This window comes from Labrys sp. WJW (genome assembly GCF_001676615.1).
Lineage (GTDB): Bacteria > Pseudomonadota > Alphaproteobacteria > Rhizobiales > Labraceae > Labrys > Labrys sedimenti.
In genome coordinates, this window is the sequence record NZ_LYXZ01000027.1 from 22,259 (window position 1) to 44,362 (window position 22,104).

Consider the following 22,104-nt stretch of genomic DNA (forward strand, 5'->3'; position numbering starts at 1 on the left):
AATCTTGCCAACGTGACACTGTTCCCCGCACTCATCTTAATTCCATCGCCAGCCTTGCCTGAATTCCGTCAGCAGGTCCGGGCCACCGCAATCTGCACGGAGCCGGAATAGGTCTGGCCCATGGACCCCTCGTAGCAAACCGGCGCGGTCAGGGTGTAGTTGCCGGCCTGATTCAGGCCATCGGCCCAGACATCGCCGACGACGATGCCGCCGGGATGCTGGTGCGTCGAAAACTGGGCGACGAAATCGCCCGCAGTCGGGCCGGCGGACGGATCATAAAGCGTGAAGGTGATTGCCTGCCCCTTGAGATTGCTGAGGCACTGTCCCAGCAGCAACACGGTACTGTATGGCGCCAGTACGGTGTTGGCCGGGGAGAGCAGAGAACCTTCCGTGCAGTCGGCCGTGATCGTCAGCATGTTGGGCGTGAGGTTGGTGATCGCCACCGCCAGGATGTCGAAGGGCGGGGCGCCGGCCGGTTCGTAGACGGCCTTAGGCAGCCCCCAGCCATTATTGCCGGCGAAGAAGTCGTTTTGCGGCACGCCTGCGCCCCAGATGACATCCATGGCCTGGCTGGACGGATAAGTGCCATAGTCGTTCGCGTCGGCGATCCAATAGCAAACGCTGCTTCCATCGGGCTGGGACGATGCGTATTTGCCGTAGCTCGGAGCATCATCATACTGGCTGGCAAAGCCCGATCCGCTCGCATTGCTCGTCGAGTATTGATAGATGCGGAATTTGGCCTGCAACAGCATCTGCATCACCGAGGCGACGTAGCTCGGCTTGGCCTGCTTGACGAGTTCCGCAGTCGTGAGGGGCGGCCACGCCAGCCCATTTGGGGCAAACGATATGCCCAATTTGGCCGTCGCCTGGAGCTTGGTCCAATCGGTGAGGATCGTGGTTGCCATATCCCCGACCGTCGTCAGCAGGGTTTCGAGGGAATCGCTGAGCTGGCCCGCAAGTTGGGCGGCGGTGACCTGGAACGGGCTTGCGGTAATGCTTTGCGTACCGACATCGCTCGCTGCCAGGGCAACATTCACCGCGCTTTGGATGATATTGGCCGCCACCGCGGTTGCCGGGTCCGCCGAGAGCACGGTGTACACGATCGAGGAGAGGATATTGATGATGACGCCCCAGACCCCCGTGGTCTGATCGTCCCCGGTCTCGAAACCGGCCAGGGCCGTGAGTTCGGACAGCAGGTCGCTCTGATCCGCAAAGAGAGCGTTGTGGAAGGTGCTATAATTGTTGAACAGGTTGTGCACGACGATGACAGCCGTCATCTCACGATTGAGCTGCTCGACAACCGGCTTCCAGACGTCAGGGTCGAAGGAGTCGAATCTCATCCCGAGTACGCTGGTTTGATAGCTGCCGATGGCAGCATTCAAATTGGTGTACTGCTCCCGCAAGGTCGAAGGCGCAAGGTTCAGCCGCTGGTTGATCACGGCATAGACTTGTTGCTGCTCCGTCGTGAAAGCCGGAAAGGACGGGTTTGCCGGGGGCAGCGCGATGACCGCCTGCAGCGGATTGGCCGGCATCAGGAACCATTGCCGCGCATCCGCACCAGTAAGCGATTGCAGTTGCACTGATGTGCAGTCGCTGCCGACGCCGAGGACCAGGCCTGAATCCAGGGCCGTGATGGAAGCAGCCTCCAGCGCGCTGCTGAAGACCCAGATCTGCGCGCCCGCAGGGGGCATGGTCTGGGTGGCGAGGACCAGGCTGGCCGAGCCGTCGCTGGCGGTCTGCTGGGTCAGCACCTCGCCTCCCAGCAAGCCGCTGAGCAAGCGCCCGTCAGGGGTGAACTGCCACATCTGCGAAGGCGCCGCCGTCTGCGCCGGGGTAAGCGTCAGGCCGCCGCTGCCTGCGGTAAGGACCAGGGGCGCCTGCCCTTGCTCGGACAGACTATACTGGATGTAGCTCCAATTCGACTTGGGCCAGACCTGGCTGTCATTCGTATACGTTGCCCATAGCGCCGTGAGCTGCGCGGAGTAGAGCACCAGGTTGCCGTCGTTCTGCACAGTCAGATTTGCCGCTGGGAGACCGACCGTGCCGGACGACCAGACCGGGGAACCGTCACCGTCATAGACAACCAGGTTACCGTCCATCTGGACGGAGAAGGTCTTGCCGCCATTGGCGTCGGTGCCGGTCCACCACAGCGCGAAGCCGGTAAAGCTCCCCCCGCTCTCCGGAGGTGTGCCGATTACCTGGTACAGCACGAGATTGCCATCCGTCTGCATGGTCAGCAGGTAGGTATTGGCCGTGCTGATGACCCATTGACCTTCGGTCAGGGTGGTCCCGACCGGAATATTGCCGCCGGAGACCTCGACCTGGTCGCCGACTATCACAGGAACGTAGCCCATTTCTTGCTCCTCATGGCCGGGAGGGAGGTTGAGTGGGCGAGAGTTTGCCGCACCGCACCGTCCAACGGAGTCACCTCAATGCCCCCGGCGGCTGTCGACAGATTATTGGAGATCAGGACCGGTCATGGCTGTGCCGGCCGCTGACAAAATCCACGCGCTGCATCGCGGTGGATGAGCAGCAACATTCCCAATAAATCTTCAGCTGACTATTACCCAAAGGGGTATGATTGCATCGGCATTCAGATTTATCACTACGAACTACTGCAGATAATAAGTTCTTCAATTGGTGAAGCGACACGAAAACTGAGATCGTGCCCTAAATTTTCCCGCAAGATCCCACGGGCCTGGACAGGGGCAGCGAGTTCGATACTGAAATCATGCATCTCCAAAATCATGCATCTCCAAGAAGCGGAGCCGAATCTGCAGACGCGTCCCACTTCATTGCCCCATGCTTTTCTGATCGTCCTGGACCGACATGCGGCCGCATACCAGCCGAACTTGGCATCGTCGTTCAGGCAAGACGGCCAAGCACAAAAATGGCTTCGTTGTCGTTTCGACTTCTCGACATGCGGCGCTGCGGCGTTCGCCAGGTCGGCGCGCCCTTCACAGCCTCTCAATCTGCCAGCATGTAATCCGCCACGCTGTAGCAATGGCTCGCCTGGTAGGCGTTCCGACCCCGGTTCATGTGCGTCAGGTTGAACGCCCGAATGGCGCGCAAGACGCGGCTGTTCGCGAGAAACTGGCGTATCGAGGCGGAGCTGCGCACATTGATGCCGAACATGTCCGCGCCACGCGGGAAGAAATAACTGACGTCCTCCGGCGCCGCGACGCTTTGCTCGAGCAAGGGTTCGTCCACCTGGCTCGGCGTGGCGGAACGATCTTTGGTGAAATCCGAAAGATGCACGATGAATCTGGCGCGGACGTCCTCGCCCTGGGCATAGAGCGTAAAAAGCTCCATCCAGCTCGCATTGACGCGTATCAGCGGTTTGTCAGAGGTCGACGGCAGACAGGAAACCGACCAGTAGTAACGCTCGGTCTTGCGCAGGATCGGAATACAGTTTGGACCGTATAGCCTGAGAATCTCCAGCACTTCCTTTGCCTGGGGACGGCAAAGCAGCTTTGCAAAGCGCGCAGCATATTTGAATCGATGCTCCAGGGACTCCGAGCGATCGGCTGTGTCCGGCAAGTCGATTCTGCCCTCTATCCATTCGCGCTGCTGCTCAAGCTCAAGGAATTGCCGCAAGCCAGTGGTTCGCAGGCGAGGCATAGGGCCCATGTCAAGCATCCTGTAAAATTCGCATGCTCGGCATCGGCCGGCTCCTATGGTCTTGCTCGAGCGGTCCCGAGTGCTGGCACCGCCCGATGCACCTGCGAATGATATGTCGCAGACGAACAATTGAGAACATCTCGGCTGTCGCGAGGAGAAACAGCTTCACCATGCGCCGTCGGAGGCACTGAAAATACCATGGGAGCCTCTCGCGACCTCCCGTCGCTCGCGGAAAGCAAAGGGCTTCACTTGACGCCTCGCCCCTTTGAGCATCTATCCCTCGGAAGACAGGAAAGCTCGCGTCGAAACAGCCGACACCTTCTGCCGCAACTTCACCTTGTTGCCATCGACGGCGGAAACTTGAGACATGTCGAGAAAGGGCTTCCGGGGATCCAGCATTTCATGGCTGCTCAACTTGATCGAGGTGCCTTCCACCTTTTCGACGATACCGACATGTTGGTCATTGGCATCGACGACTTCCATATTCTCTCGGATATCCATCATTGGGTGCGCTCGCGTTAAAAACGAGCCCCTAACCACCGGGCAGATGCGAAGTTCCTTCAGTATCGCGGACCGAAGACATTGGCTGGCCCGTCGATGCCCGCCCGGAGGCAGCATGAAACAATCCTTGTCCAGTCTGGTTCTCCTTCAGGAGAGATTTTTCGCAGGCGTGCCGAACGCACGCCATCCCGCCGGCATGGCGCTCTGCTCTCAGCGGGACTGCGCCGGCGGCAGCGGAAGGGCCAATATGGAGGATGGCATGAGCTGGGTAGGAAAATGGAAAAACCAGTATGGCTCGATCCTCACCATTACCGAGGACGGGGATGGCCAGGTCACCGGCACTTTCAAGACGGCACTGCTCGATAGCGGTTTCTACGGTACCGAAATCGCGGTCTGCGGCATTCATCTGGGACATTGCATCAGCTTTGCCTTTACGTCTTCAACCGCGGGCGGGGACCTGTTGTGTTCCTATAGCGGATTGTTGCGCGACGACCGCCTCCACACGGTCTGGCACGTCATCTCCGACGGCCGGCTCGATCCGGACGCCCGCATCGCCGAGCGCCCCTGGCCGCATGCCGTGACGACGAACGCCGATACCTTCCTTCGGGAGGCCCAGGATGAGCCCGACGTGAAGATCGGTCGGGACAGAATGTAGGAAAAAACAGGCGTCCTGGCATGAATGTGCCCGCCTTCAGGAGAAAGCCCCATGGTTTCTCGTCCGTTCTGGAAAGGTTACCTCAAGCTCTCGCTGGTCACCTGCCCTGTGGCGTTGACGCCGGCGACCTCGGAAAGCGAGAAGGTCCGTTTCCACACGCTCAACCGGGCAACCGGCAATCGCATCGTCAGCCAATATGTCGATGCGGTCACCGGCAAGCGCGTCGACGAGGAGGACGAGATCAAGGGCTATCAGCGCGGCGAGGACGATTATGTCATGCTCGATGACGAGGAGATCGAAGCAGTCGCCCTGGAGAGCACCCGCACCATCGACATCGACCTCTTCACCCCGCATGACGACATCGAATGGATCTGGCTGGACAAGCCGCATTATCTGACGCCGGACGATCCCGTCGGCGAAGAGGCTTTCGCGGTCATTCGCGACGCCATGGTCACCACGAAGATGGTCGGGATCGCCCGCCTGGTGATGTATCGGCGCGAACGCGCGGTGATGCTGGAGCCACGTGGCAAGGGCATCGTCGTATGGACACTGCGTTTCGGTGACGAGGTCCGTGACCCCCACGCCTATTTCGGCGAGTTCGGCGATATCAGCCCTGATCGCCCCACGATGCAACTCATGCAAAAACTGATCGACGGGCGCACCAGACCCTGGAACCGGAACATGGTCCGCGACCCCGTGCAGGAGCGCCTTCTCGAGATTATCGCCGCCAAGAAGAAAGGACGGCGTCGGCCCGCGGCCCGGCGCAAGAGCGAGGAGCCCGGCAAAGTCGTCAGTATCATGGATGCCCTGCGCAAGAGCCTGGCGCGCGAGGCACGGCACTGATTCCAGCAGGTATGGCGCTCGCCTGGTCAGGCTGCCTTGCGCGCCGCGCGGGCCTCGAATGGCACGGCCGCCTCGCGGAAATGCGCCCAGGGATCAGCGGCAAGCGCCGATAGGCGCGTCGGCGTGTTCGTCACCGTGAAATAGGCAGGGCCTATCGCCGGCGCCAGTTCCTCCCAGGCAATCGGCATGGAGACGGCGGCACCGGGCCGCGCCCGCGTCGAATAGGGCGCAACCGCCGTGGCGCCGCGCTGGTTGCGCAGATAATCGATCAGGATCTTGCCATGGCGCTTGGCCTTGGTGATGGTCGAGACGAAACGATCCGGACTGTCGGCGGCCATGGCGTCGGCAAGGGCCTTGGCGAAGGCCTTGATCTTCGGCCAACTGGCTTTCGGCTTGAGGGGAGCGACCACATGCAGCCCCTTGCCGCCCGATGTCTTCACGAAGGCGGCAAGCCCGGCTTGTTCGAGGCGCTCCTTCACCTGTTCAGCCGCTGCGATCACCTCGCTCCAGGCGACATCATCGCCCGGATCGAGATCCATGGTGATCATGTCCGGCCGCTCCCAGTCGGCGAGCGTCGATCCCCAGGGGTGGATCTCCAGGACGGCCGCCTGGACCAAGCCGATCAGGCCGTCGAGATCCTCGATCGCGATCAGGGGCTCGCCATCCCGGTCCTTGGGATCGCTCACCTGAAGGATGTGTTCGTTCACACCCTTCCAGGCATGCTTCTGGAAGAAGCGCGGCCCGTCGATGCCATCAGGGCAGCGCAACAGGGCGAGCGGCCGGCCGACGACGAAGGGCGCCATGACGCGCCACACCTCGGCGTAATAATCGGCGAGTCCTTCCTTCGTCACGCCTTGCTGGGGCCAATAGAGCCGGTCCGGATGGGTGAGCTTCACGGTACGGCGCGGTGCTGCAGCCATGGTTCCTGCCTTTTTCCTGGTCTCCCTGACGACCTCTCTCGCCGGCTTGTCCTCACGAAGACCGCGAAAGGCAGCATGGCGCAGATGACGATCGGCCGTCCAGGCCCGGAACTCCACCTCGGCCACCAATTCCGGACGCGTGAAGCGCACCTGCCGGCCTTCCTCGGCCGTGAGCGGCCGGCCGAACGGGCTTTGCTTGATACGCATGCCCTCCAGCCGCCGGAACAGGTCTTCGGCGACCGAACGGGTGAAACCGGTGCCGACACGGCCGACCGGCTCCAGCTCGTCGCCCTGATAGACGCCGAGGACGAGCGATCCGATCGCCATTCGGGACGTAGTGGACGGGACATAGCCGCCGACCACGAACTCCTGCCGCGCCGAGCATTTGGACTTCACCCAACTCCGGCCGCGCCCCGACTGGTAGGGGGCGGAGCGAAGCTTGGAGACGACGCCTTCGAGGCTCAACCGGCAGGCATGACGCAGGACCATGGCACCGCTTTCCTCGAAATGATCGGAAAAGCGAATTTCCTTTGCGGCCTGAGCCAGCAATTGCTGCAGGAGCGCCTTGCGCCGAATGAGCGGCAGGGTCCTGAGATCATAGCCGTCGAGATAGAGGAGATCGAAGCCGTAATAGACAAAGCGGTCAGAGCGGCCTTCGCTCAGATCCGCCTGAAGGGTGGAAAAATCCGAAGCGCCCGTGCCTGTCTCGACCACCAGTTCGCCGTCGAGGAGTGCCGAACCTGCCGGCAAGGCCTGCAACGCCGCGCCCACCGGTTCGCCGAACTTTTCGGTCCAATCGAGCCCGCTGCGGGTCAGAAGCTTCACTCGCTTTGCCTCGATGCGCGCCTGGAGGCGGTAGCCATCGAATTTGATCTCGTGGATCCAATCGGAACCTGCCGGCGCCTTGGCGACCAGCGTCGCGAGTGTCGGCTCGACGAAATCCGGCATCGGCGCCTTCCTGGCGCCCTTGATCGAGGCCGGATCGGAGATCGCGCCAGGCTCCTGTCGCCCCTCCGATGGCTGAGCTCGCCTGCGTTTGGGCGCGATCCTGCCGGTCCTCGACGACCAGCCCGGCTCTTCGCCAGCGACCTCTGCAACCTGGCGGCCCGTCTTTACCGATTCCGGCCGTTCCTCGAGGATGTCGGGAGCGTCCGGCGGGCGAGCGGCCTCGTCATCACCCTTGATCAGTAGCCAGTTCTCGCGCTTTTCACGCGGCTTGCCGCGCATGCGGATCAGATGCCAGTGGCCAGTGAGTTTCTCGCCCTTCAGCTCGAATTCGAGATGCCCCTTGTCATAGCCCCGATGCGGATCCCCGATAGGCTGCCAGGTCCCGCGATCCCAGACGATCACCGTGCCGCCGCCATATTCCCCCTTGGGGATGGTTCCCTCGAAATCTCCATAGTCGAGCGGATGGTCCTCGACATGCACGGCAAGGCGCTTTTCGCCGGGAACCAGGCTGGGACCCCGGGTTACCGCCCAGCTCTTGAGCACGCCGTCCATTTCGAGCCGAAAATCATAATGCAGCCGCCTGGCGTCGTGCTTCTGGATCACGAAGCTGTTGCCGCGCCTGCGCCCGGCGCGTCCCTTCGGTTCGGGCGTCACCTTGAAATCGCGTTTGTGGTGATAGGGCTCGAGCGCGCCCATGTCAGCTCGCCTTGCGCCGAGCGGTGCGGGTCCTGCTCGCACGCGTCTTGCGCGCTGCGGTCTTGCGGGCGACCTTGGCCGGCGCCGAGGACCGCTGCTCCGTTTTGCCCCCTACCAGCCCGGCGCTCTCCCGCAACACGGCCATCAGATCGACCACCTTCTCGCGCACGGGCTCCCTGCGGATAGGAACCGGTTTTCCCTCGATCTTGGCCTTGACCAGGTCGGCGAGAGCCTCTTCATAGCGATCCTCGAATTTCGATGGATCGAACCGGCCCGACTTGGTTCGAATGATATGCTCGGCCAGATCCAGCATCTCGCCTTTGATGGTGAGGTCCGGAACCTCGTCGAAGACCTCTTCGGCCGCACGCACCTCATAATCGAAATTGAGCGTGGTCGCGGTCAGGCCTGGTCCCTGCGCCCGGATCAACACCGTCCGAACCCGCCGAAACAACACGGTTCTGGCCAGCGCCGCGACCTGGCTGTCCCTCATGCCGTCGCGGATCACGGCATAGACTTCCGCAGCCTCGCTATTGGCAGGGGCGAGATAATAGGGATTGTCGAAATAGATATCATCGATCTCCCGGCATCGGATGAACGCGTCGACCGCGAGCGTCTTGTCGCTTTCCGGTACGGCCGAGGCGACTTCCTCGGGCTCCAGCACGACATAGTCCCCAGGCGCGGTCTCATAGCCCTTGACCTGTTCCTCCCGGGGCACGGTCTTGCCGGTCTCGCCATCGATGAAGATGCGATGGACGCGATGGCCGGTTGCACGGTTGAGCATGTGGAACACGATGCGATCGGAGGCCGATGCGGCCGTATGGAGCGCAACCGGACACGTGACCTCGGCGATTTTCAAGAACCCCTTCCAGTTCGCTCGTGGTGCCATGGATCCGCCTCCGGTCTCGACGATGAACGTCGCGAGAAGCCTTGAGCCGGTGCCCGCGACCGTTTCTCAAACCGGGCGTCGGCGCTATTGTTCCGGCAGGCCATCGATGTCGGCATCAACGCCAAAGGCAGCCCCCTGCGACGAAGCCAAGGGGCCTGCCTATCGGACATATGTCCAGATCATGTAGGCAACGAAACAGGCCAGGGCCGCACCTGCCATTCCCAGGATCAGGACGTAGAGAACCCGCCATCCCGCCGGCCCCTGCCGAACGGTATCGGTCGTGATGTTCTGCGTCTCTCGCCCATCGGGCGGTGCCGGCTGGACATTGTCCTTTTCGACCGTGGGGGTCATGTCAGCCTCCTTCTCTCGATCTGCCTGCGCCCCCAACTTCTTTCCGGACGATACGTTCCTGTTCCGGCCGTGCAGGAACCATCCGATCCCGCTCGGGTTGTTGAGCAGGAGATATGATATGGACACCCAGCCCTGGAGCCGCCCGGTCCAGTTTGGAACCGAGGGCGGAGACATCAGGATCCTGACTTCGACGGAAGAGGCATCCTACTATCTGCAGAACGACTGGCCTGCCGACATCGGACCGAAGTTCATCGAAGCCCAGCGTACCTGCCTGGATGTTCTGGCAGGTATCGGAGGCCCCGACGATGCCCGGGCCGCCTTCCTCGAGGCTTGCAAGGAAGCCGAAATCGACGTCGTGCCTTGAGGGGAGGACTCATTTCTTCGCCCGCAGCAGGCGGAGCGGTCCTGCTGCGGCAAGCAAAACGCATGGCGGCCGCAGTTAGCTCGCCTGTCTGTAGTCATCCTCGCCCATTTCACAGCTCAGGCGGGCCCTCGCCCGGTTGAGCCTGCTCTTGACCGTGCCTACGGCACAGCCACAAATCCCCGCCGCGCTTTCGTAGGATTCTCCCAGAACCACGATCAGGGCGATGATCTCCTTATATTTGTCGGGCAGGCTCTGGAACGCCCGGCCGACCTCGCCGATCCTGACATTCCATTCCTGTTCGCCCGGCATCGCAGCACTGTCGAACAGCGTGTCGTCACCACGCAGCACTTCGCGGCTCCGCTTCTTGGCCTTCGTGCAATAGCTGTTGCGCATGATCGTGAAGAGCCAGGACTTCAAACGGGTTCCCGGTTCGAACTGATCGATATTGGCGAGAGCCTTGAGAAGCGTTTCCTGAACCAGGTCGTCGGCATCGGCGGGTTCCTGACAGAAGGTGCGCGCAAAGGCCCGCAAGGCTGGGATCAGCTTTACGATGTCGGCCCGCTCAGCATTCTCGGTCACGTGATTATCCTGCAAAGGAAATCCCCTTCGTTTGACGGCTGAAATGATGGGATGTCCTGGGTCAACGCGAAGATAACGGTGGTTGTTCCGTCGCCGGGTCGAACTTCGTGATGAATCTCCCCTCTTCATCGGCAGTCTGGAACAGCATGGGCCGATGCAGGTTTGGTCGACACCAGCTGTGTCCGTCAACGGAGGCTGCATGCGCCACGCAGATATTCGCATCGGCATATCGGGCTGGGCCTATCCGCCCTGGCGCGGCGACTTCTATCCACAAGGACTGCCGCACAAGGACGAACTTGCCTACGCCAGCACCATGTTCCGGACGATCGAGGTCAACAGCACTTTCTATCGTCTGCAGAGCCCGGCGACCTTCGGGCGATGGTTCGACCAGACCCCGGTGGATTTCACCTTCGCCGTCAAGGCCCCCCGCTTCATCACCCATGTCAAGCGGCTGCGCGATATTTCGGCGCCGCTCGCCAACTTCTTCGCGTCCGGTGTCTTGCGGCTAGGACACAAGCTGGGCCCGATCCTCTGGCAATTGCCGCCCAATTTCCGGTTCGATGCGGATCTGCTCGCTGACTTCCTGAGACGACTACCTCGGAACACCACCGCTGCCCTGCATATCGCCAGGCAGCATGACGACAAACTTCGCACCGAACCCTGGCTGAAAACCGCCGGCGAGCAGCCGATACGGCATGCTCTCGAAATCAGGCATGAAAGCTTCCTCGTCGGCGATTTCATCACCCTGCTGCGCGAGGCCGATGTGGCGCTGGTCTGCGCTGACAGTGTCGATTGGCCGCTCGTCATGGACGCTACCTCGGACCTCACCTATTGCCGGCTGCACGGATCGAAGGAACTCTATCGCAGTGCCTACGGCGCCAAGGCGATCGATCTCTGGGCAAAGCGGGCCAAGGCATGGACCCAGGGCAGGAAGCCAGTCGAAAGCCGGTTCATCGGGCCGGCCAGGGACATATCAGGACGGCGCGATGTCTTCGTCTTCTTCGACAATACCGACAAGTTGCAGGCGCCCCATGACGCCCGGGCCTTGATGGAGCGGCTGGGGCAGCCGGTCAGGCGCCTCACTTCCGCGGCTTGAGGCCTCCAGCCGGGCCGCGTCTACCCGAAAGGAACAGGCCATGACATTTCATATCGTACAATTGGGCCCCGGCTCGAACGAGCGGATCGTGCGTGAAAAAAGCTATGCAACGCTTCAGGAAGCTCACGGCCGGGCCAGCAAGGAAATCGAGGCCTTCGAAGGCGAGCATGGCTACGATGCGCTGCGTGGCTATTGATGGTGCCGGGATAGACGGGGACGGACGCGCTTCGTCTATGTCGTGGATTGACGCGTTCACTACCCATGGCACCACCCCAGGACATGGAACGCCCCGGCTCACACGAAGGGCGAGCCGGGGCGGTGGTTTTACTGCCACTTCTGGCTGGCGTACCAGGAGTCGATCTCTGAGCGAACCCTGTCCTTGGTGAGCCCATAGCGCTCTTGGAGCTTGCCTTCGAGCTGGTCGCGCCGACCCGCGATGACATCCAGGTCATCGTCGGTAAGCTTGCCCCACTGCTCCTTCACCTGTCCCTTGAGCTGCTTCCAGTTTCCTTCCACGCGGTTCCAGTCCATGTCGTCCTCCTGTTTGAGACCGCTACCGAACTCTCCAGGAGCCGAAATGTTCTGTCGCCCGGCTATGTCGTGCTGCGGGTATTGAAGGCTGGAGGATCGCTGGCGGGAAAGGATTCATCCGCCGCCTCATCAACCTCATCCCAATGCCGGGGAGGATAGCGCATCGCCTCGGTTCCGGCGTGGCGCTCCCCACCCAATCCGCGCCTGGCCTTCCCATCCAGGGCCAGTTCCCGAGCAATGCGAGCCTCCAGTTCCGCCCGCAAACGGCGATTTTCGTCCAGCAGCTTGGCGATGGTGAACGCAGCTGCAAGCGACGCCAGAAGACGAAGACCGGACATGACATCCTCCTCAAACGGGAAAGTCGCTGGCTGAGCTGAGCCGGTATCGACCTATGGCAAGCCTTGCCCACCGTCGGTTGTCGGCATTCGCCAACCCTCACCAGGGACGATCGAGACACCTCAATATTTTTGATTCATAAATCAGAAATATATCAGTAACCAATAAATTCATGGAACCGATATCGGCACATACGAGTTATATGACGCCAATATAAAGGAGATTTCCATGCTATACACAATTCTCCTCATCATACTTATACTTGTGCTTGTTGGCGCCTTGCCAACATGGCCTTATTCCGCCGGTTGGGGGTATTGGCCCAGCGGCGGCCTTGGCCTTGTCGTCGTCATTGTGCTTCTACTCGTCCTACTCGGTCGAATATGAAGCTATCGAGGCTGGGAAGATGGCGGCGCCCGCTTGCGTCTCGTGCCGCCTTCTTCTGCATTGCCTTGCCCGGAAGCCGATCTGTCGACCGCCTCGGCCGCGCGTGCCGGCGTGACGCCACGCCGGATGGAATCTGCCAAACTCTCGGCATTTCCCCGGCCACCGGGGCCTAGCGTGCGGATTTCACGCCGGGATTCGGCCGCATAGGGAGCCATGCCGGTTCCGTCTTGCCTGGATCTCATGGGATCGCTCCTCCGAGCATTACGACCTGAACCGCGCTACGGCGCGGCGTTCCTCTCCGAACCTTCGATGCCCGCAAGGGTTCCGGGCGCGGCAAATGGATTGATCCGTTCCCAACCTTCGGAACCCGTTCGTTTTTCTGCCGTTGCCCTGCCGCAGGGAGGAACCCGTGCCAAGATTGAAGATCGTCTCGCCCGATCAACTCGAGCTGCGCCGGCGTCGTTGCGGGCGCGGATTTTCCTATGTCGACGCGGCGGGGGAACGCATCACCGATAAGACAGCCCTGGCCCGATTTCGCGCTCTTGCCATTCCGCCGGCCTATGCGCAGGTGCGCATTGCATCGGACGAGCGGGCTCATATCCAGGCGATCGGCCGGGACGAAGCCGGCCGGCTGCAATATCGCTATCATCCCGAATGGGAACGTCGGCGAGAAAACCGCAAGGCCCTGAACATGATGAAGCTCGTGCGGACGCTTCCCAGGATCCGGGCGGCCATCCGCCGCGACCTCGCCTCCCCGAAGCTGGATCGGAACAAGGCGGTCGCCTGTGCCGTCGCCTTGATCGACAGCACGCATATCCGGGTCGGCGGCGAAGCCTATGCGCGGGACAATGGCAGCCATGGTGCGGCCACCCTGCTCAAACGGCACGTCACCATCACGGCAAGCCGGGTGGAACTGCGTTTCCGCGGCAAGGGCGGCAAACCCATCCGTCGCAGGGCGGAGGATGCCGCCCTCGCCCGTGCTCTCGCCCGCTTGCGCACCCTGTCCGGTCCCAGGCTGTTTCAATTCGTGGATGCGGAAGGGGCACGCCACACGATCGAAGCCGACGACATCAATGCCTATCTACGCAGCATCTCCGGCATTGACGTCACGGCCAAGGATCTGCGCCTGCTGGGCGCCAGCAAATGGGCCGTCCAGGAACTGGCCGCCCTAACCCCGGCCCGCAGCATGGCCGGCCGGAAACGCCAGATTGCCGCCGTCATGCGGCAGGTTTCGTATCACCTCGTCAACACGCCGGCCGTCGTCCGCAAGAGTTATGTGCCGGCGCTGATCATCGATTCCTTCAAGACGGGCCGGCTGCACGCAGCCTTCATGAAGGCCCGCTCGAGCGGCTATCGGCGCCGCGCCGAGGCGGCGCTGGGTCTTCTGGCACCGAAGGAACCGACGGTCTGATCAGATCCCTCGCGCGCGCTTGTGCCGGCCTTCCTGGATTTCCTCGACGATCTTCGCCACGAAGGCTGGAATGTCCTGCGGTCCGCGACTTGTCACGATGCCGTTGTCGGCGACGACGTCCCGATCGATCCATTGGCCGCCGGCATTTTCGACATCCCTTCGGATGGATTGGTAGGACGTCACGTCGCGCCCTCGAATGGCATCGGCCTGGACCAGAAGCCAAGGGGCATGGCAGATTGCGCCGACAACCTTGCCGGTGTCGATAAAATTGCGGACGGTCTCGATGGTCGCATCATCCGTCCTGAGCTTGTCGGGGTTCATCACGCCGCCGGGCAGGACGAGAGCATCATAATCATCCGGCCGGGCCTCTCCTATCTTGAGATCCGCTTCGACTGTTTCTCCCCAATCGGTTCTGTTCCACCCACGGATGGGCAGGCCGTCGGGCGTTGCAAGGTCGACCTCGGCCCCGTTGCTGCGTAGCTGACTGCGCGGCTCGACCAGTTCCGATTGTTCGAAGCCATGCGTGGCGATCATGAGTATCCTGGCGTGCCTGATATCGGGCATGGAAACCTCCTGTCGGCGGGCTTGTCCATGCTCATCGAACCCCCGATGCCGGCACCGGTTCCTCCCTCCCTGACATCGACGGCAAGCCATGGCGGCCGTCACGCCGAGGAGGCTCGGGAACCCAGTGCGACCGTGCCGGTTAGGAAGGCCAGCACAAAGGAGGCTCATGATGCCCCGTGGAGACAAGTCGAAATATACCGACAAGCAGGAACGCAAGGCCGATCACATCGCCGAGGGCTATGAGGCGCGCGGCGTATCCGAAAAGGAGGCCGAAAGGCGCGCCTGGGCCACCGTCAACAAGGATGATGGCGGCGGCAAGAAACCAGGCGGTTCGGGACGCGGAAAATCCACCACCCATCCGGCATCCCACAAGGGCGGCAAACTCGGCGGTGAGGCTTCCGCCTCGCGCTCGGCAGCCGCGCGCTCCGCTTCAGCCAAGAAGGCAGCCGCCACGCGCAAACGCCACGAAGCCCACAATGCCTGAGGCGATGTCTGCAGCATGAGGGAGGAAACCATGGCCCGAAAGCCGAAGCGGACGGAGAGGGAGCACGACCAGCCCTACGCCACCGAGCGAGAGGAATATCGGTTCGACAAGGTGAAACCGCCGACCGATCCGGAGGAACGGCAAGCCCACAGCAAGCCCGGCGGAGGCGTCAAGCGCCCGCCGGACAAAGGGCCTCCTCCGCGCCGATCGGACGGTCCGGACCGATGACGGCGCGGCAAGCTCGAACGGGTGCCGACACCCACTCTCCAACTGAGGCGGAAACCTCAGCTTCGGATCGCGAGGAGATCGCCACGCTCGCTGATATCCGGCGACTCGCCGGCGGCTGCCGGCGCTGTGATCTCTACGAGCACGCCACCCAGGTCGTAACGGGAGAAGGCAGCGAGCACGCCCGCCTGGTTCTGGTCGGTGAGCAGCCGGGCGATCAGGAGGACCTGCAGGGACGCCCCTTTGTCGGGCCGGCCGGCCGATTGCTGGATCGATGCCTCCAGGAAGCAGAATTGGACCGCGACGAGTGCTACGTCACCAACGCCGTCAAGCATTTCAAATTCGAACGCCGCGGCAAGCGCCGGATCCACGAAAGGCCCAATGCCGGCGAAGTGCAGGCCTGCAAATGGTGGCTCGACAGGGAATTGAAAATCCTCAAGCCCCGATTGGTGGTGGCCCTGGGAGCAACGGCCGTCCAGGCCCTGCTCGGGCGCGCCGTCGGCGTGATGAAGCAGCGCGGCCAGGTTCTGCCCGGCCCGGACGGACTGCAGGTTCTCGTAACCGTCCATCCCAGCTATCTGCTACGCATCCCGGACTCGGATGCCGCCGAACGCGCGCGCTCCGCCTTCATCGAGGATCTGCGCAAGATCCACACCGTCCTCGGGAAACAGTTGTCGACGCGAAGTTGAACCAGCCAGATCTGCTTTGCCTCGAGACAATCTCGCATTGTGGAGGAACAAGCTTGCCGTAGCCGGCTTAGGAATACGACCGGCGACGCGATACCGGCCGCGGCCTGTGTGGCTAGCCCGTCAAGCTGGAAGAAGCCTCGCGGCCAACCATGCCTCGCCCCCCGGATCGCAATCTCGCAGGTGAAGACCAGGCACAGGGTTCCAGTCGTCGATAACGGAGGTAACAATGATGCAACCGGAGAGAAAATCCCTCGATTTCGCCGAGCATCGTCAGGCTTATGATGGCTTCATACGCCTGACGCTGATCGTTATCTTCCTGCTGCTCTCCCATCTCGTCGCGCTTGCCGTGGGGGGAGTGGCCCATTTATGGATTCTGGCCTGCCTGGAACTGGGGCTGTCGATCCTGGCCGCTGTGATCGGGGCTGCGGTCCCGGGCCTGGATTGGAAACCCGGAGCAGCCGTACTGGCCTTTTGCCTGCTCACTCTGGCGATCGCCACCGGTTGAGTCTGCTCGCCGCGGCCGCGAGGAACAGATGGGCAAGATCAAAGCTGCTCTCGACGAATCCCGCACCCTGATGCTCGGGGCTCAGATCCTGCTCGGCTTTCAATTGCAGGCTCCTTTCCAGAACGCCTTCGAGCATCTCACGCCCGGTGAAAAGACCATCGAGGTCGTCGTGCTCTGCATCATGGTGCTGGTTCTGGGTCTGCTCGTCTGTCCCAGTGCGTACCACCGCATCGTCCACCGGGGACATGCTGCCCCGAGTGTTGAAGGGATAGTCAAATGGGCCATGGCTGCGACCCTGCTGCCCTTCGCGGTGGCGCTGGGGCTGGACCTCTACATCGCCGGAAACCGCGTCGCCGGCTTCACGACCGGCGTGGTGGCGGCGGCGGCTGGAACCATCCTTGCATTGGGCTTCTGGTACGGCCTGCCGCTCCTTCATGACCGGCAACAGCGAGAACAAGCCATGCCGATCGCCAAGGAGACCCCTATCGGTACCAAGGTGGAGCACGTCCTTACCGAGGCGCGCGTGGTCCTGCCCGGCGCGCAGGCGCTTCTGGGCTTTCAGCTGGCCATCATCCTGACCGATGGTTTTGAGCACCTTCCGCCATCCACCAAGCTCGTGCACGGCTTGGCGCTTGGTCTGGTGGCGCTCTCCACCGTTCTGCTGATCGCACCGGCGGCCTACCACCGACTGGGCTACCAGGGGCGCGACACCGAAGGGTTTCATGCGATGGCGAGTCGGCTCGTCCTGGCGGCGACCGTCTTTCTCGCTCTCGGCCTCTGCGCGGACATCCATGTCGTCGTGCAAAAGATCACTCTGAGCGACGGGCTCGCCAACCTGCTTGCCGGCCTCTCGGCCATGCTGCTGCTGGGCCTGTGGTATGTCCTGCCTCTGTGGCATCGCCACAGGCAGCTGGACAAGGAGCAATCAGCGGACATCCAGCCACGGCACCAGGATCGGCGGACCGAGCCTGGCTCTCACAACCTTCCGATGTGAATGACGGACGTCTGCAGCAGGATTTCCCGCGCGATCTGCGGCCAGTCGTCGGGATGCAGTTCGTGGCCTCCGCCTTCGATGGCGACCAGGCGAGCGCCCTTGACGGCTGCTGCCATGGCATCAGCATGCGCGATCGGAAAGACCGGATCGGCCGTGCCATGCACGATCAAGGTGGGTACCTGGATATCGGCGGCCTTGGCCTGCACGGGCGACGGCGCTGCCACTGCCAAATGATTCTGCAGGCTCGAAAAGGACGATGAGAGGGCCAGATCCCCCTCGATGAGGCGACGGGCTGCGTCGCCATCGTGCGGGTGGCGCGTGCCGGCAGCTGCCTCGGCGTCGCGGGCCAGGAATTCGACCACCTGATCCTTGTCGTTCCAATCGAGATGGTGGAGCGTGGCCATGTGCTGCCTGTAATCCTCGCGAGGCGGCGGCAACCACTCGACGCCGAGCGGCGTGGAGCTGACGACGGTGAGTGTCTTGACCCGATGCGGCCTGATGAGGGCTGCCAATTGGGCGATGACGCCTCCCATCGACATGCCGACCAGATGGCCTGCCTGGAGGTTGTAACCGCTGAGCACGGCCATGGCGTCCTTGGCCATGTCTCCAAGCGCATACCTGGCCGTTCCGGGCGCATAGGCTGTGGACGCACCGGTATCCCGGTTGTCGTAGCGGATGACATAGCGCCCGCCCGAGGAAAGCAACTCCACGAAGTCTTCCGGCCACCAGAGCATCGAGGCGAACGCACCTGCGATCAGAAGGATCGGCGGATCGTCGAGATTGCCGAAGGCCTGCGTCCGGATCCTCACGCCCTCGCCGTCAATGATCCGCTCTTCCATCGCATTAGTGTCCTCGTTGGTGAGGCTCTTGCGCCGAGCAGCATCCCAGCGGGGAAACCGCGCACAATGACGGCGCCCGACCCGCCGGGGTTCGGCATAGTCCTCAGCCGTGGCTCCGCCGGCGCATGCGCCCTATCGCGTGGCGCCGGACATCGGATCGAGATGCAGCTCGACCTTGGCCTTGTCGGTGGTCATGTAGGTGACCTCATAGTAGCCACTCTGGCTCCATTCGATCTCCGAAATATAGGCAAAACCATCCCGGGCTTCGACCTTGGCGATGATTTGCGACAATTTCAGGCTGCCCTGCGGAGGTAGAGCGGTGCTGGTGGTCTGAGCACTGGCCACGCCAGCAAGAAGCAGAAGGCCGGCAAGGGCCCCGACTATTCTTCCCATTGCGCATCCCTCATGTTCCGAATGCGCAAGAAGAACCCAACAGAAGGCTTTAGGTTCCCCAAGAGGCCACACAGCCGGGATTCAGGCGGCGACGCGGCTCAGATCCATTCTCAGTTCGATGACCAGCCCCTCGGGATGCCATTGGCGTGAAAATCCGCCGAATTGGCTCGCAGCCAGCCGCACGAGACGGCTGCCGAAACCTTCCGCATCCGATGGCTGCACCTTTGGTCCGCCGATCTCACGCCAGACGATCACAGCATCACCGTCCTGTCGCCGGCATTCGATCGCCACCCGGCCTGTCGACGTGGAGAAGCTGCCATATTTCGCAGCATTCGTCGCGAACTCATGCAGGAGAAGGGCTACAGGTGTCACCACATTTTCCGCAAGTTCGATGTCAAGCCCTTCAACCGTAAACCGCCTGCGCTCCCCCTGCGCTCCTTCCACATAGGGAGCCAGGATCGCCTCGATCAGCGCGTGCAACGTCGCCGTTTTCCTGAAGCCGCTATCGGCCGTTCCGGAAGCCAGGGTCAGGGCATGCGCCCTGGACAGCGCCCCCAATCGATCGGCGACGATCGAGGCAAGCATCGCCGGCGTGTCGGCGGAAGCCACACTCAGATTGACGATGCTGGTAGCAAGGGCGAACAGGTTTTTCACCCGGTGATTCATCTCATGCAGGAGGAGCTGCTGCTGCTCCTGGGCCCGGCGCCGCTCGGTGATGTCGCGCGCGATCTTGGACGCCCCGATGATCACGCCCTCGGCATCCTTGATCGGCGAAACACTCAGCGAGATATCGACAAGGCTGCCATCCTTGCGCCGGCGGATGGTCTCGTAATGGTCGATCCGTTCACCTGCCCGGATCCGCGCCAATATGGCCGGTTCCTCATTATGCCGGTCAGGCGGGATCAGCATCATCACGGATCGGCCGATCGCCTCGGAGGCGGCATAGCCGAAAAGCTGCTCGGCACCGGCATTCCAGCTCGTGATGATTCCTTCGAGACTCTTGGAAATGATGGCATCGCCGGAAGATTCCACCAGCGCCGCGAGGCGGCGGGCGGTCTGGTCGTTGTGATGGCGCTCGATCGCAAAGCCCAGCTGGCGGGCAACGATCAGTATCGTTTCACGCTCCTCGTCGGTGAACGGACGGGGTGTGTCGTAATAGAGCACGAACTCGCCGGCCACACCGTGGCTGACCATGATCGGAATGAAGACCAGTGCGCCGATGCCCTCGTGCCGGATCAGGGTTGCAAGGTCCGGCGGCAGATCGGCCTGGCCGATATCACCTATATAGATCGCCGCCGGTTCCTCGTCGTCCGGCCGCCATGGCGAATGCCCCTCGGCGCGGGCTCGATATTGTTCGGTAAGTCGTCGCCAGGCCGCAAAGCGCAGGACACCCTTGCCATCGAACCGCAGGATCGCTGCCCGCGTGCAGCCCAGCATGTCGCTGATGACGTCCAGGGCCGCATCGTAGATCTGCTCGAGAGTGCGCGCGCGATAAAGAAGATCGGTGAAGTGGAACAGCCCATTTTGCTGGCGCATCCGATGCGCGAGCGGCGCCTGTTCATCCAGCTCCGGATCTGCCACGCCGGAGACGAGCGCCGGCCTACCGCTCGGCTCCTTCTTGGTTTTCAACGCCGACACAGCCCTGATTGCTTCAAAGACCCGGACCTATTGCCTGAAATGCGCCCCCAGACCAATCGGCAGATGAAATGTGCCGTACGCCCGAAGCGTGGAGAATATCACGGTCACAATAGCCAAGCCGTTTGGATAAAGACAATCCAAAACTCGGTCGGCCAAATCTTCGGCCGCTTCGGCAGAAGCCGAGACTGCCTTCATCGATATGACAGCCGAAGCCGGGGAGGACCCCTATCCGGACCCAGCCTGTTCACGACGTGGTCTCGCCGGCATTGCTGCGATTCCTGCCTTTGGGCGCACCGGTCTGATCCTTCGGCGTTTCGCCATGTTTGAGCTTCTCCGCTTCCTCGTTCCGTCCATTGTCGTTCGGGCGTCCCAGCGGCTCCTTCGTCCTGGTCTTTTTCTCGGGCATCGTACTCCACTCCGTTGCGGTATGGATTTCCCGAACGGTCCGGTGACAATTCGGTTCCAACGCCAGATGCCAGCCGGCATCACCGGGCGGAGGCCCTGCCCTCTTCCTTCTTCCTGTTGGTAAAGCGCGCATTGCCCAGCCCCGTGCCGATGGTCAATATGCCCCAGCGCTTGACGTCGCCCATGCGAGGCACCTCCGACAGGCCCTGGACCACCGCATCATTGTGCAGAACGATGTGGGTCGCCTGCCCGCCGATCTTGGGCACGAATTTGAGCAAGGCCGCCGGCAGGTTGAAATTGGCGCCTTCCCAGTTGGCACCCGGCAGGTTCTGGCCTCCGCGCGCGATGGAGCCGTCGGGCCTGATGGCGCCCGGACAGCCCACGCCGATCACCGGGGTGAGCCTGATCTTGTTCTTCTCCGCGCGCGAGCGCAGATCCTGCAGCATCTCGCCGAGGCGACCTATCGCCGCCGTCCGCGCCGGCTCGTCATCGGCATGACGCCAGATCACGAGCTTTTCCACTTTGGCGCGACCGAGATCGGCCTGCTTGTCCACCTGGCTCAACACGATTCCGGCGCGGATGTTGCGCCCGCCGATATCCACCGCCAGCATGCCGTCGTGATTGGCCAGCACATAAGGCGGCAGCAGATGTAGGCTACCGATCAGCCCCGCTTCGTCGGGGTGAAGGGTGATCGGCACCACTTCCACCTTGACCCCTTCTCCGCTGAGCAGGGCCTGGGTCCGTGCAATCGCCAGCCGTCCCACACGACTTTCCCGAAAACCGCCGCCGATGACGATCCGCTCGGTGCGCTGCCAGGAGGCGGTTCGCAGGAAACGGCGGATGACGCCGGAAAGAGACCGCGCAAACTCCTCCAGCGCGCCGTGCACCAGCGCGGCGGCGTTCAGATCGTCGCCAGTCAACATTTCGTCGATCTGCTTGCGCTTGATTTCCTCGGTGGCTTCCTCCCCCAGGGGATCATTGCCGGCCTTGCGGTAGAGCAGGCGCAATTCCTCCAGCTTTTCGAGAAAGGCGCCCGTATTTGCCTTGTCGCCGACAAAACCCTCCTTGTCACGCAGGCCGATATTATAGCCGTCGACGCGGACGGACGGCAGCACCTCGCCCCCATGATTGAGAAATTGCCAACCCGCCTGCTCGTTCATCCCCGAACCCGCCGATCCCCTGCGAACACTGCTGCTGGCGACAACCATTCGTACCGCCGAAGGTTCCGCCAAGACCTGCCACGAGG

At 62.2% G+C, this 22,104-nt stretch carries 26 protein-coding genes; 11 read left to right on the forward strand and 15 right to left on the reverse strand.

What is annotated here, in order from left to right:
- Window positions 1-68: 68 nt before the first annotated feature.
- The 3 genes from BA190_RS17420 to BA190_RS36485 form a co-directional block, all read right to left on the reverse strand.
- Window positions 69-2,354 (reverse strand): hypothetical protein, encoded by a 2,286-nt coding sequence (locus BA190_RS17420; protein ID WP_068290125.1) that lies wholly within the window; start codon window positions 2,352-2,354, stop codon window positions 69-71.
- Window positions 2,355-2,967: 613 nt separating this feature from the next.
- The gene (locus BA190_RS17425; protein WP_156771561.1) at window positions 2,968-3,630 is read right to left on the reverse strand and encodes a hypothetical protein; all 663 of its coding nucleotides are present in this window, start codon (window positions 3,628-3,630) and stop codon (window positions 2,968-2,970) included.
- A gap of 264 nt (window positions 3,631-3,894) precedes the next feature.
- The gene (locus BA190_RS36485; RefSeq protein WP_162275131.1) at window positions 3,895-4,104 is read right to left on the reverse strand and encodes a DUF2171 domain-containing protein; all 210 of its coding nucleotides are present in this window, start codon (window positions 4,102-4,104) and stop codon (window positions 3,895-3,897) included.
- A gap of 277 nt (window positions 4,105-4,381) precedes the next feature.
- On the opposite strand from BA190_RS36485, the gene BA190_RS17435 reads away from it, so the two are divergent.
- Window positions 4,382-4,777 (forward strand): avidin/streptavidin family protein, encoded by a 396-nt coding sequence (locus BA190_RS17435; RefSeq protein WP_068290474.1) that lies wholly within the window; start codon window positions 4,382-4,384, stop codon window positions 4,775-4,777.
- A 51-nt stretch (window positions 4,778-4,828) separates the two neighbouring features.
- Window positions 4,829-5,620, forward strand: coding sequence for a Ku protein (locus tag BA190_RS17440; RefSeq protein WP_068290131.1), 792 nt, complete (start codon window positions 4,829-4,831; stop codon window positions 5,618-5,620).
- A gap of 26 nt (window positions 5,621-5,646) precedes the next feature.
- Here the strand turns inward: BA190_RS17440 and ligD are convergent, their stop codons facing one another.
- From ligD to BA190_RS36490, 3 genes are all read right to left on the reverse strand, one after another.
- Window positions 5,647-8,184: a DNA ligase D gene (ligD, locus tag BA190_RS17445; RefSeq protein ID WP_068290133.1), complete on the reverse strand. Its 2,538-nt coding sequence runs from the start codon at window positions 8,182-8,184 to the stop codon at window positions 5,647-5,649.
- Between the two features lies 1 nt (window position 8,185).
- Window positions 8,186-9,070: a Ku protein gene (locus BA190_RS17450; RefSeq protein WP_068290135.1), complete on the reverse strand. Its 885-nt coding sequence runs from the start codon at window positions 9,068-9,070 to the stop codon at window positions 8,186-8,188.
- Between the two features lie 159 nt (window positions 9,071-9,229).
- On the reverse strand, window positions 9,230-9,421 hold the full coding sequence (locus tag BA190_RS36490) for a hypothetical protein (protein ID WP_162275133.1): 192 nt from the start codon (window positions 9,419-9,421) through the stop codon (window positions 9,230-9,232).
- A 118-nt stretch (window positions 9,422-9,539) separates the two neighbouring features.
- Between BA190_RS36490 and BA190_RS36495 the strand changes: the two genes are divergently transcribed.
- The gene (locus BA190_RS36495) at window positions 9,540-9,785 is read left to right on the forward strand and encodes a DUF982 domain-containing protein (protein WP_068290139.1); all 246 of its coding nucleotides are present in this window, start codon (window positions 9,540-9,542) and stop codon (window positions 9,783-9,785) included.
- A 75-nt stretch (window positions 9,786-9,860) separates the two neighbouring features.
- Here BA190_RS36495 and BA190_RS17465 read toward each other — a convergent pair whose 3' ends face one another.
- A complete protein-coding gene (locus BA190_RS17465; protein WP_068290141.1) occupies window positions 9,861-10,364 on the reverse strand; it encodes a sigma-70 family RNA polymerase sigma factor in 504 nt (167 codons plus the stop codon).
- Window positions 10,365-10,563: 199 nt separating this feature from the next.
- Here BA190_RS17465 and BA190_RS17470 point away from each other — a divergent pair, with 199 nt between their 5' ends.
- Both BA190_RS17470 and BA190_RS35960 read left to right on the forward strand, forming a co-directional pair.
- Window positions 10,564-11,460, forward strand: coding sequence for a DUF72 domain-containing protein (locus BA190_RS17470; RefSeq protein ID WP_068290143.1), 897 nt, complete (start codon window positions 10,564-10,566; stop codon window positions 11,458-11,460).
- Window positions 11,461-11,500: 40 nt separating this feature from the next.
- On the forward strand, window positions 11,501-11,656 hold the full coding sequence (locus BA190_RS35960) for a hypothetical protein (protein ID WP_156771563.1): 156 nt from the start codon (window positions 11,501-11,503) through the stop codon (window positions 11,654-11,656).
- A gap of 128 nt (window positions 11,657-11,784) precedes the next feature.
- Here the strand turns inward: BA190_RS35960 and BA190_RS17475 are convergent, their stop codons facing one another.
- Both BA190_RS17475 and BA190_RS17480 read right to left on the reverse strand, forming a co-directional pair.
- Window positions 11,785-11,991, reverse strand: coding sequence for a CsbD family protein (locus BA190_RS17475; RefSeq protein WP_068290145.1), 207 nt, complete (start codon window positions 11,989-11,991; stop codon window positions 11,785-11,787).
- A 62-nt stretch (window positions 11,992-12,053) separates the two neighbouring features.
- The gene (locus BA190_RS17480) at window positions 12,054-12,329 is read right to left on the reverse strand and encodes a hypothetical protein (protein WP_068290147.1); all 276 of its coding nucleotides are present in this window, start codon (window positions 12,327-12,329) and stop codon (window positions 12,054-12,056) included.
- A gap of 226 nt (window positions 12,330-12,555) precedes the next feature.
- Here BA190_RS17480 and BA190_RS35345 point away from each other — a divergent pair, with 226 nt between their 5' ends.
- Together BA190_RS35345 and BA190_RS17485 are read left to right on the forward strand one after the other, a co-directional pair.
- The gene (locus tag BA190_RS35345) at window positions 12,556-12,711 is read left to right on the forward strand and encodes a DUF3309 family protein (protein WP_082979822.1); all 156 of its coding nucleotides are present in this window, start codon (window positions 12,556-12,558) and stop codon (window positions 12,709-12,711) included.
- 409 nt (window positions 12,712-13,120) lie between these two features.
- Entirely contained in the window at window positions 13,121-14,122 is a 1,002-nt protein-coding gene (locus BA190_RS17485) for a DNA topoisomerase IB (protein WP_156771564.1), read from the forward strand.
- Here BA190_RS17485 and BA190_RS17490 read toward each other — a convergent pair whose 3' ends face one another.
- Window positions 14,123-14,686: a DJ-1/PfpI/YhbO family deglycase/protease gene (locus BA190_RS17490; RefSeq protein WP_068290151.1), complete on the reverse strand. Its 564-nt coding sequence runs from the start codon at window positions 14,684-14,686 to the stop codon at window positions 14,123-14,125.
- Between the two features lie 169 nt (window positions 14,687-14,855).
- Here BA190_RS17490 and BA190_RS17495 point away from each other — a divergent pair, with 169 nt between their 5' ends.
- The 4 genes from BA190_RS17495 (at window position 14,856) to BA190_RS17515 (ending at window position 17,583) form a co-directional block, all read left to right on the forward strand.
- Window positions 14,856-15,170, forward strand: a complete 315-nt coding sequence (locus BA190_RS17495; protein ID WP_068290475.1) for a plasmid stabilization protein — start codon at window positions 14,856-14,858, stop codon at window positions 15,168-15,170.
- A gap of 224 nt (window positions 15,171-15,394) precedes the next feature.
- Complete coding sequence (locus BA190_RS17505; protein ID WP_082979823.1) at window positions 15,395-16,084, forward strand: UdgX family uracil-DNA binding protein; 690 nt, start codon at window positions 15,395-15,397, stop codon at window positions 16,082-16,084.
- A gap of 226 nt (window positions 16,085-16,310) precedes the next feature.
- Complete coding sequence (locus tag BA190_RS17510; protein ID WP_068290155.1) at window positions 16,311-16,589, forward strand: aa3-type cytochrome c oxidase subunit IV; 279 nt, start codon at window positions 16,311-16,313, stop codon at window positions 16,587-16,589.
- A 28-nt stretch (window positions 16,590-16,617) separates the two neighbouring features.
- Window positions 16,618-17,583, forward strand: coding sequence for a DUF6328 family protein (locus BA190_RS17515; RefSeq protein WP_068290157.1), 966 nt, complete (start codon window positions 16,618-16,620; stop codon window positions 17,581-17,583).
- Here the strand turns inward: BA190_RS17515 and BA190_RS17520 are convergent.
- From BA190_RS17520 to BA190_RS17535, 5 genes are all read right to left on the reverse strand, one after another.
- Entirely contained in the window at window positions 17,565-18,422 is an 858-nt protein-coding gene (locus BA190_RS17520) for an alpha/beta fold hydrolase (protein WP_068290159.1), read from the reverse strand. The genes BA190_RS17515 and BA190_RS17520 overlap by 19 nt on opposite strands.
- Before the next feature lie 132 nt (window positions 18,423-18,554).
- Complete coding sequence (locus tag BA190_RS17525; RefSeq protein WP_068290161.1) at window positions 18,555-18,815, reverse strand: PepSY domain-containing protein; 261 nt, start codon at window positions 18,813-18,815, stop codon at window positions 18,555-18,557.
- 81 nt (window positions 18,816-18,896) lie between these two features.
- Window positions 18,897-20,444, reverse strand: coding sequence for a PAS domain S-box protein (locus BA190_RS17530; RefSeq protein ID WP_082979824.1), 1,548 nt, complete (start codon window positions 20,442-20,444; stop codon window positions 18,897-18,899).
- 253 nt (window positions 20,445-20,697) lie between these two features.
- Complete coding sequence (locus BA190_RS35965; protein WP_156771565.1) at window positions 20,698-20,859, reverse strand: hypothetical protein; 162 nt, start codon at window positions 20,857-20,859, stop codon at window positions 20,698-20,700.
- Between the two features lie 79 nt (window positions 20,860-20,938).
- A complete protein-coding gene (locus BA190_RS17535; protein ID WP_245314787.1) occupies window positions 20,939-22,066 on the reverse strand; it encodes an ROK family protein in 1,128 nt (375 codons plus the stop codon).
- Window positions 22,067-22,104: the final 38 nt, after the last annotated feature.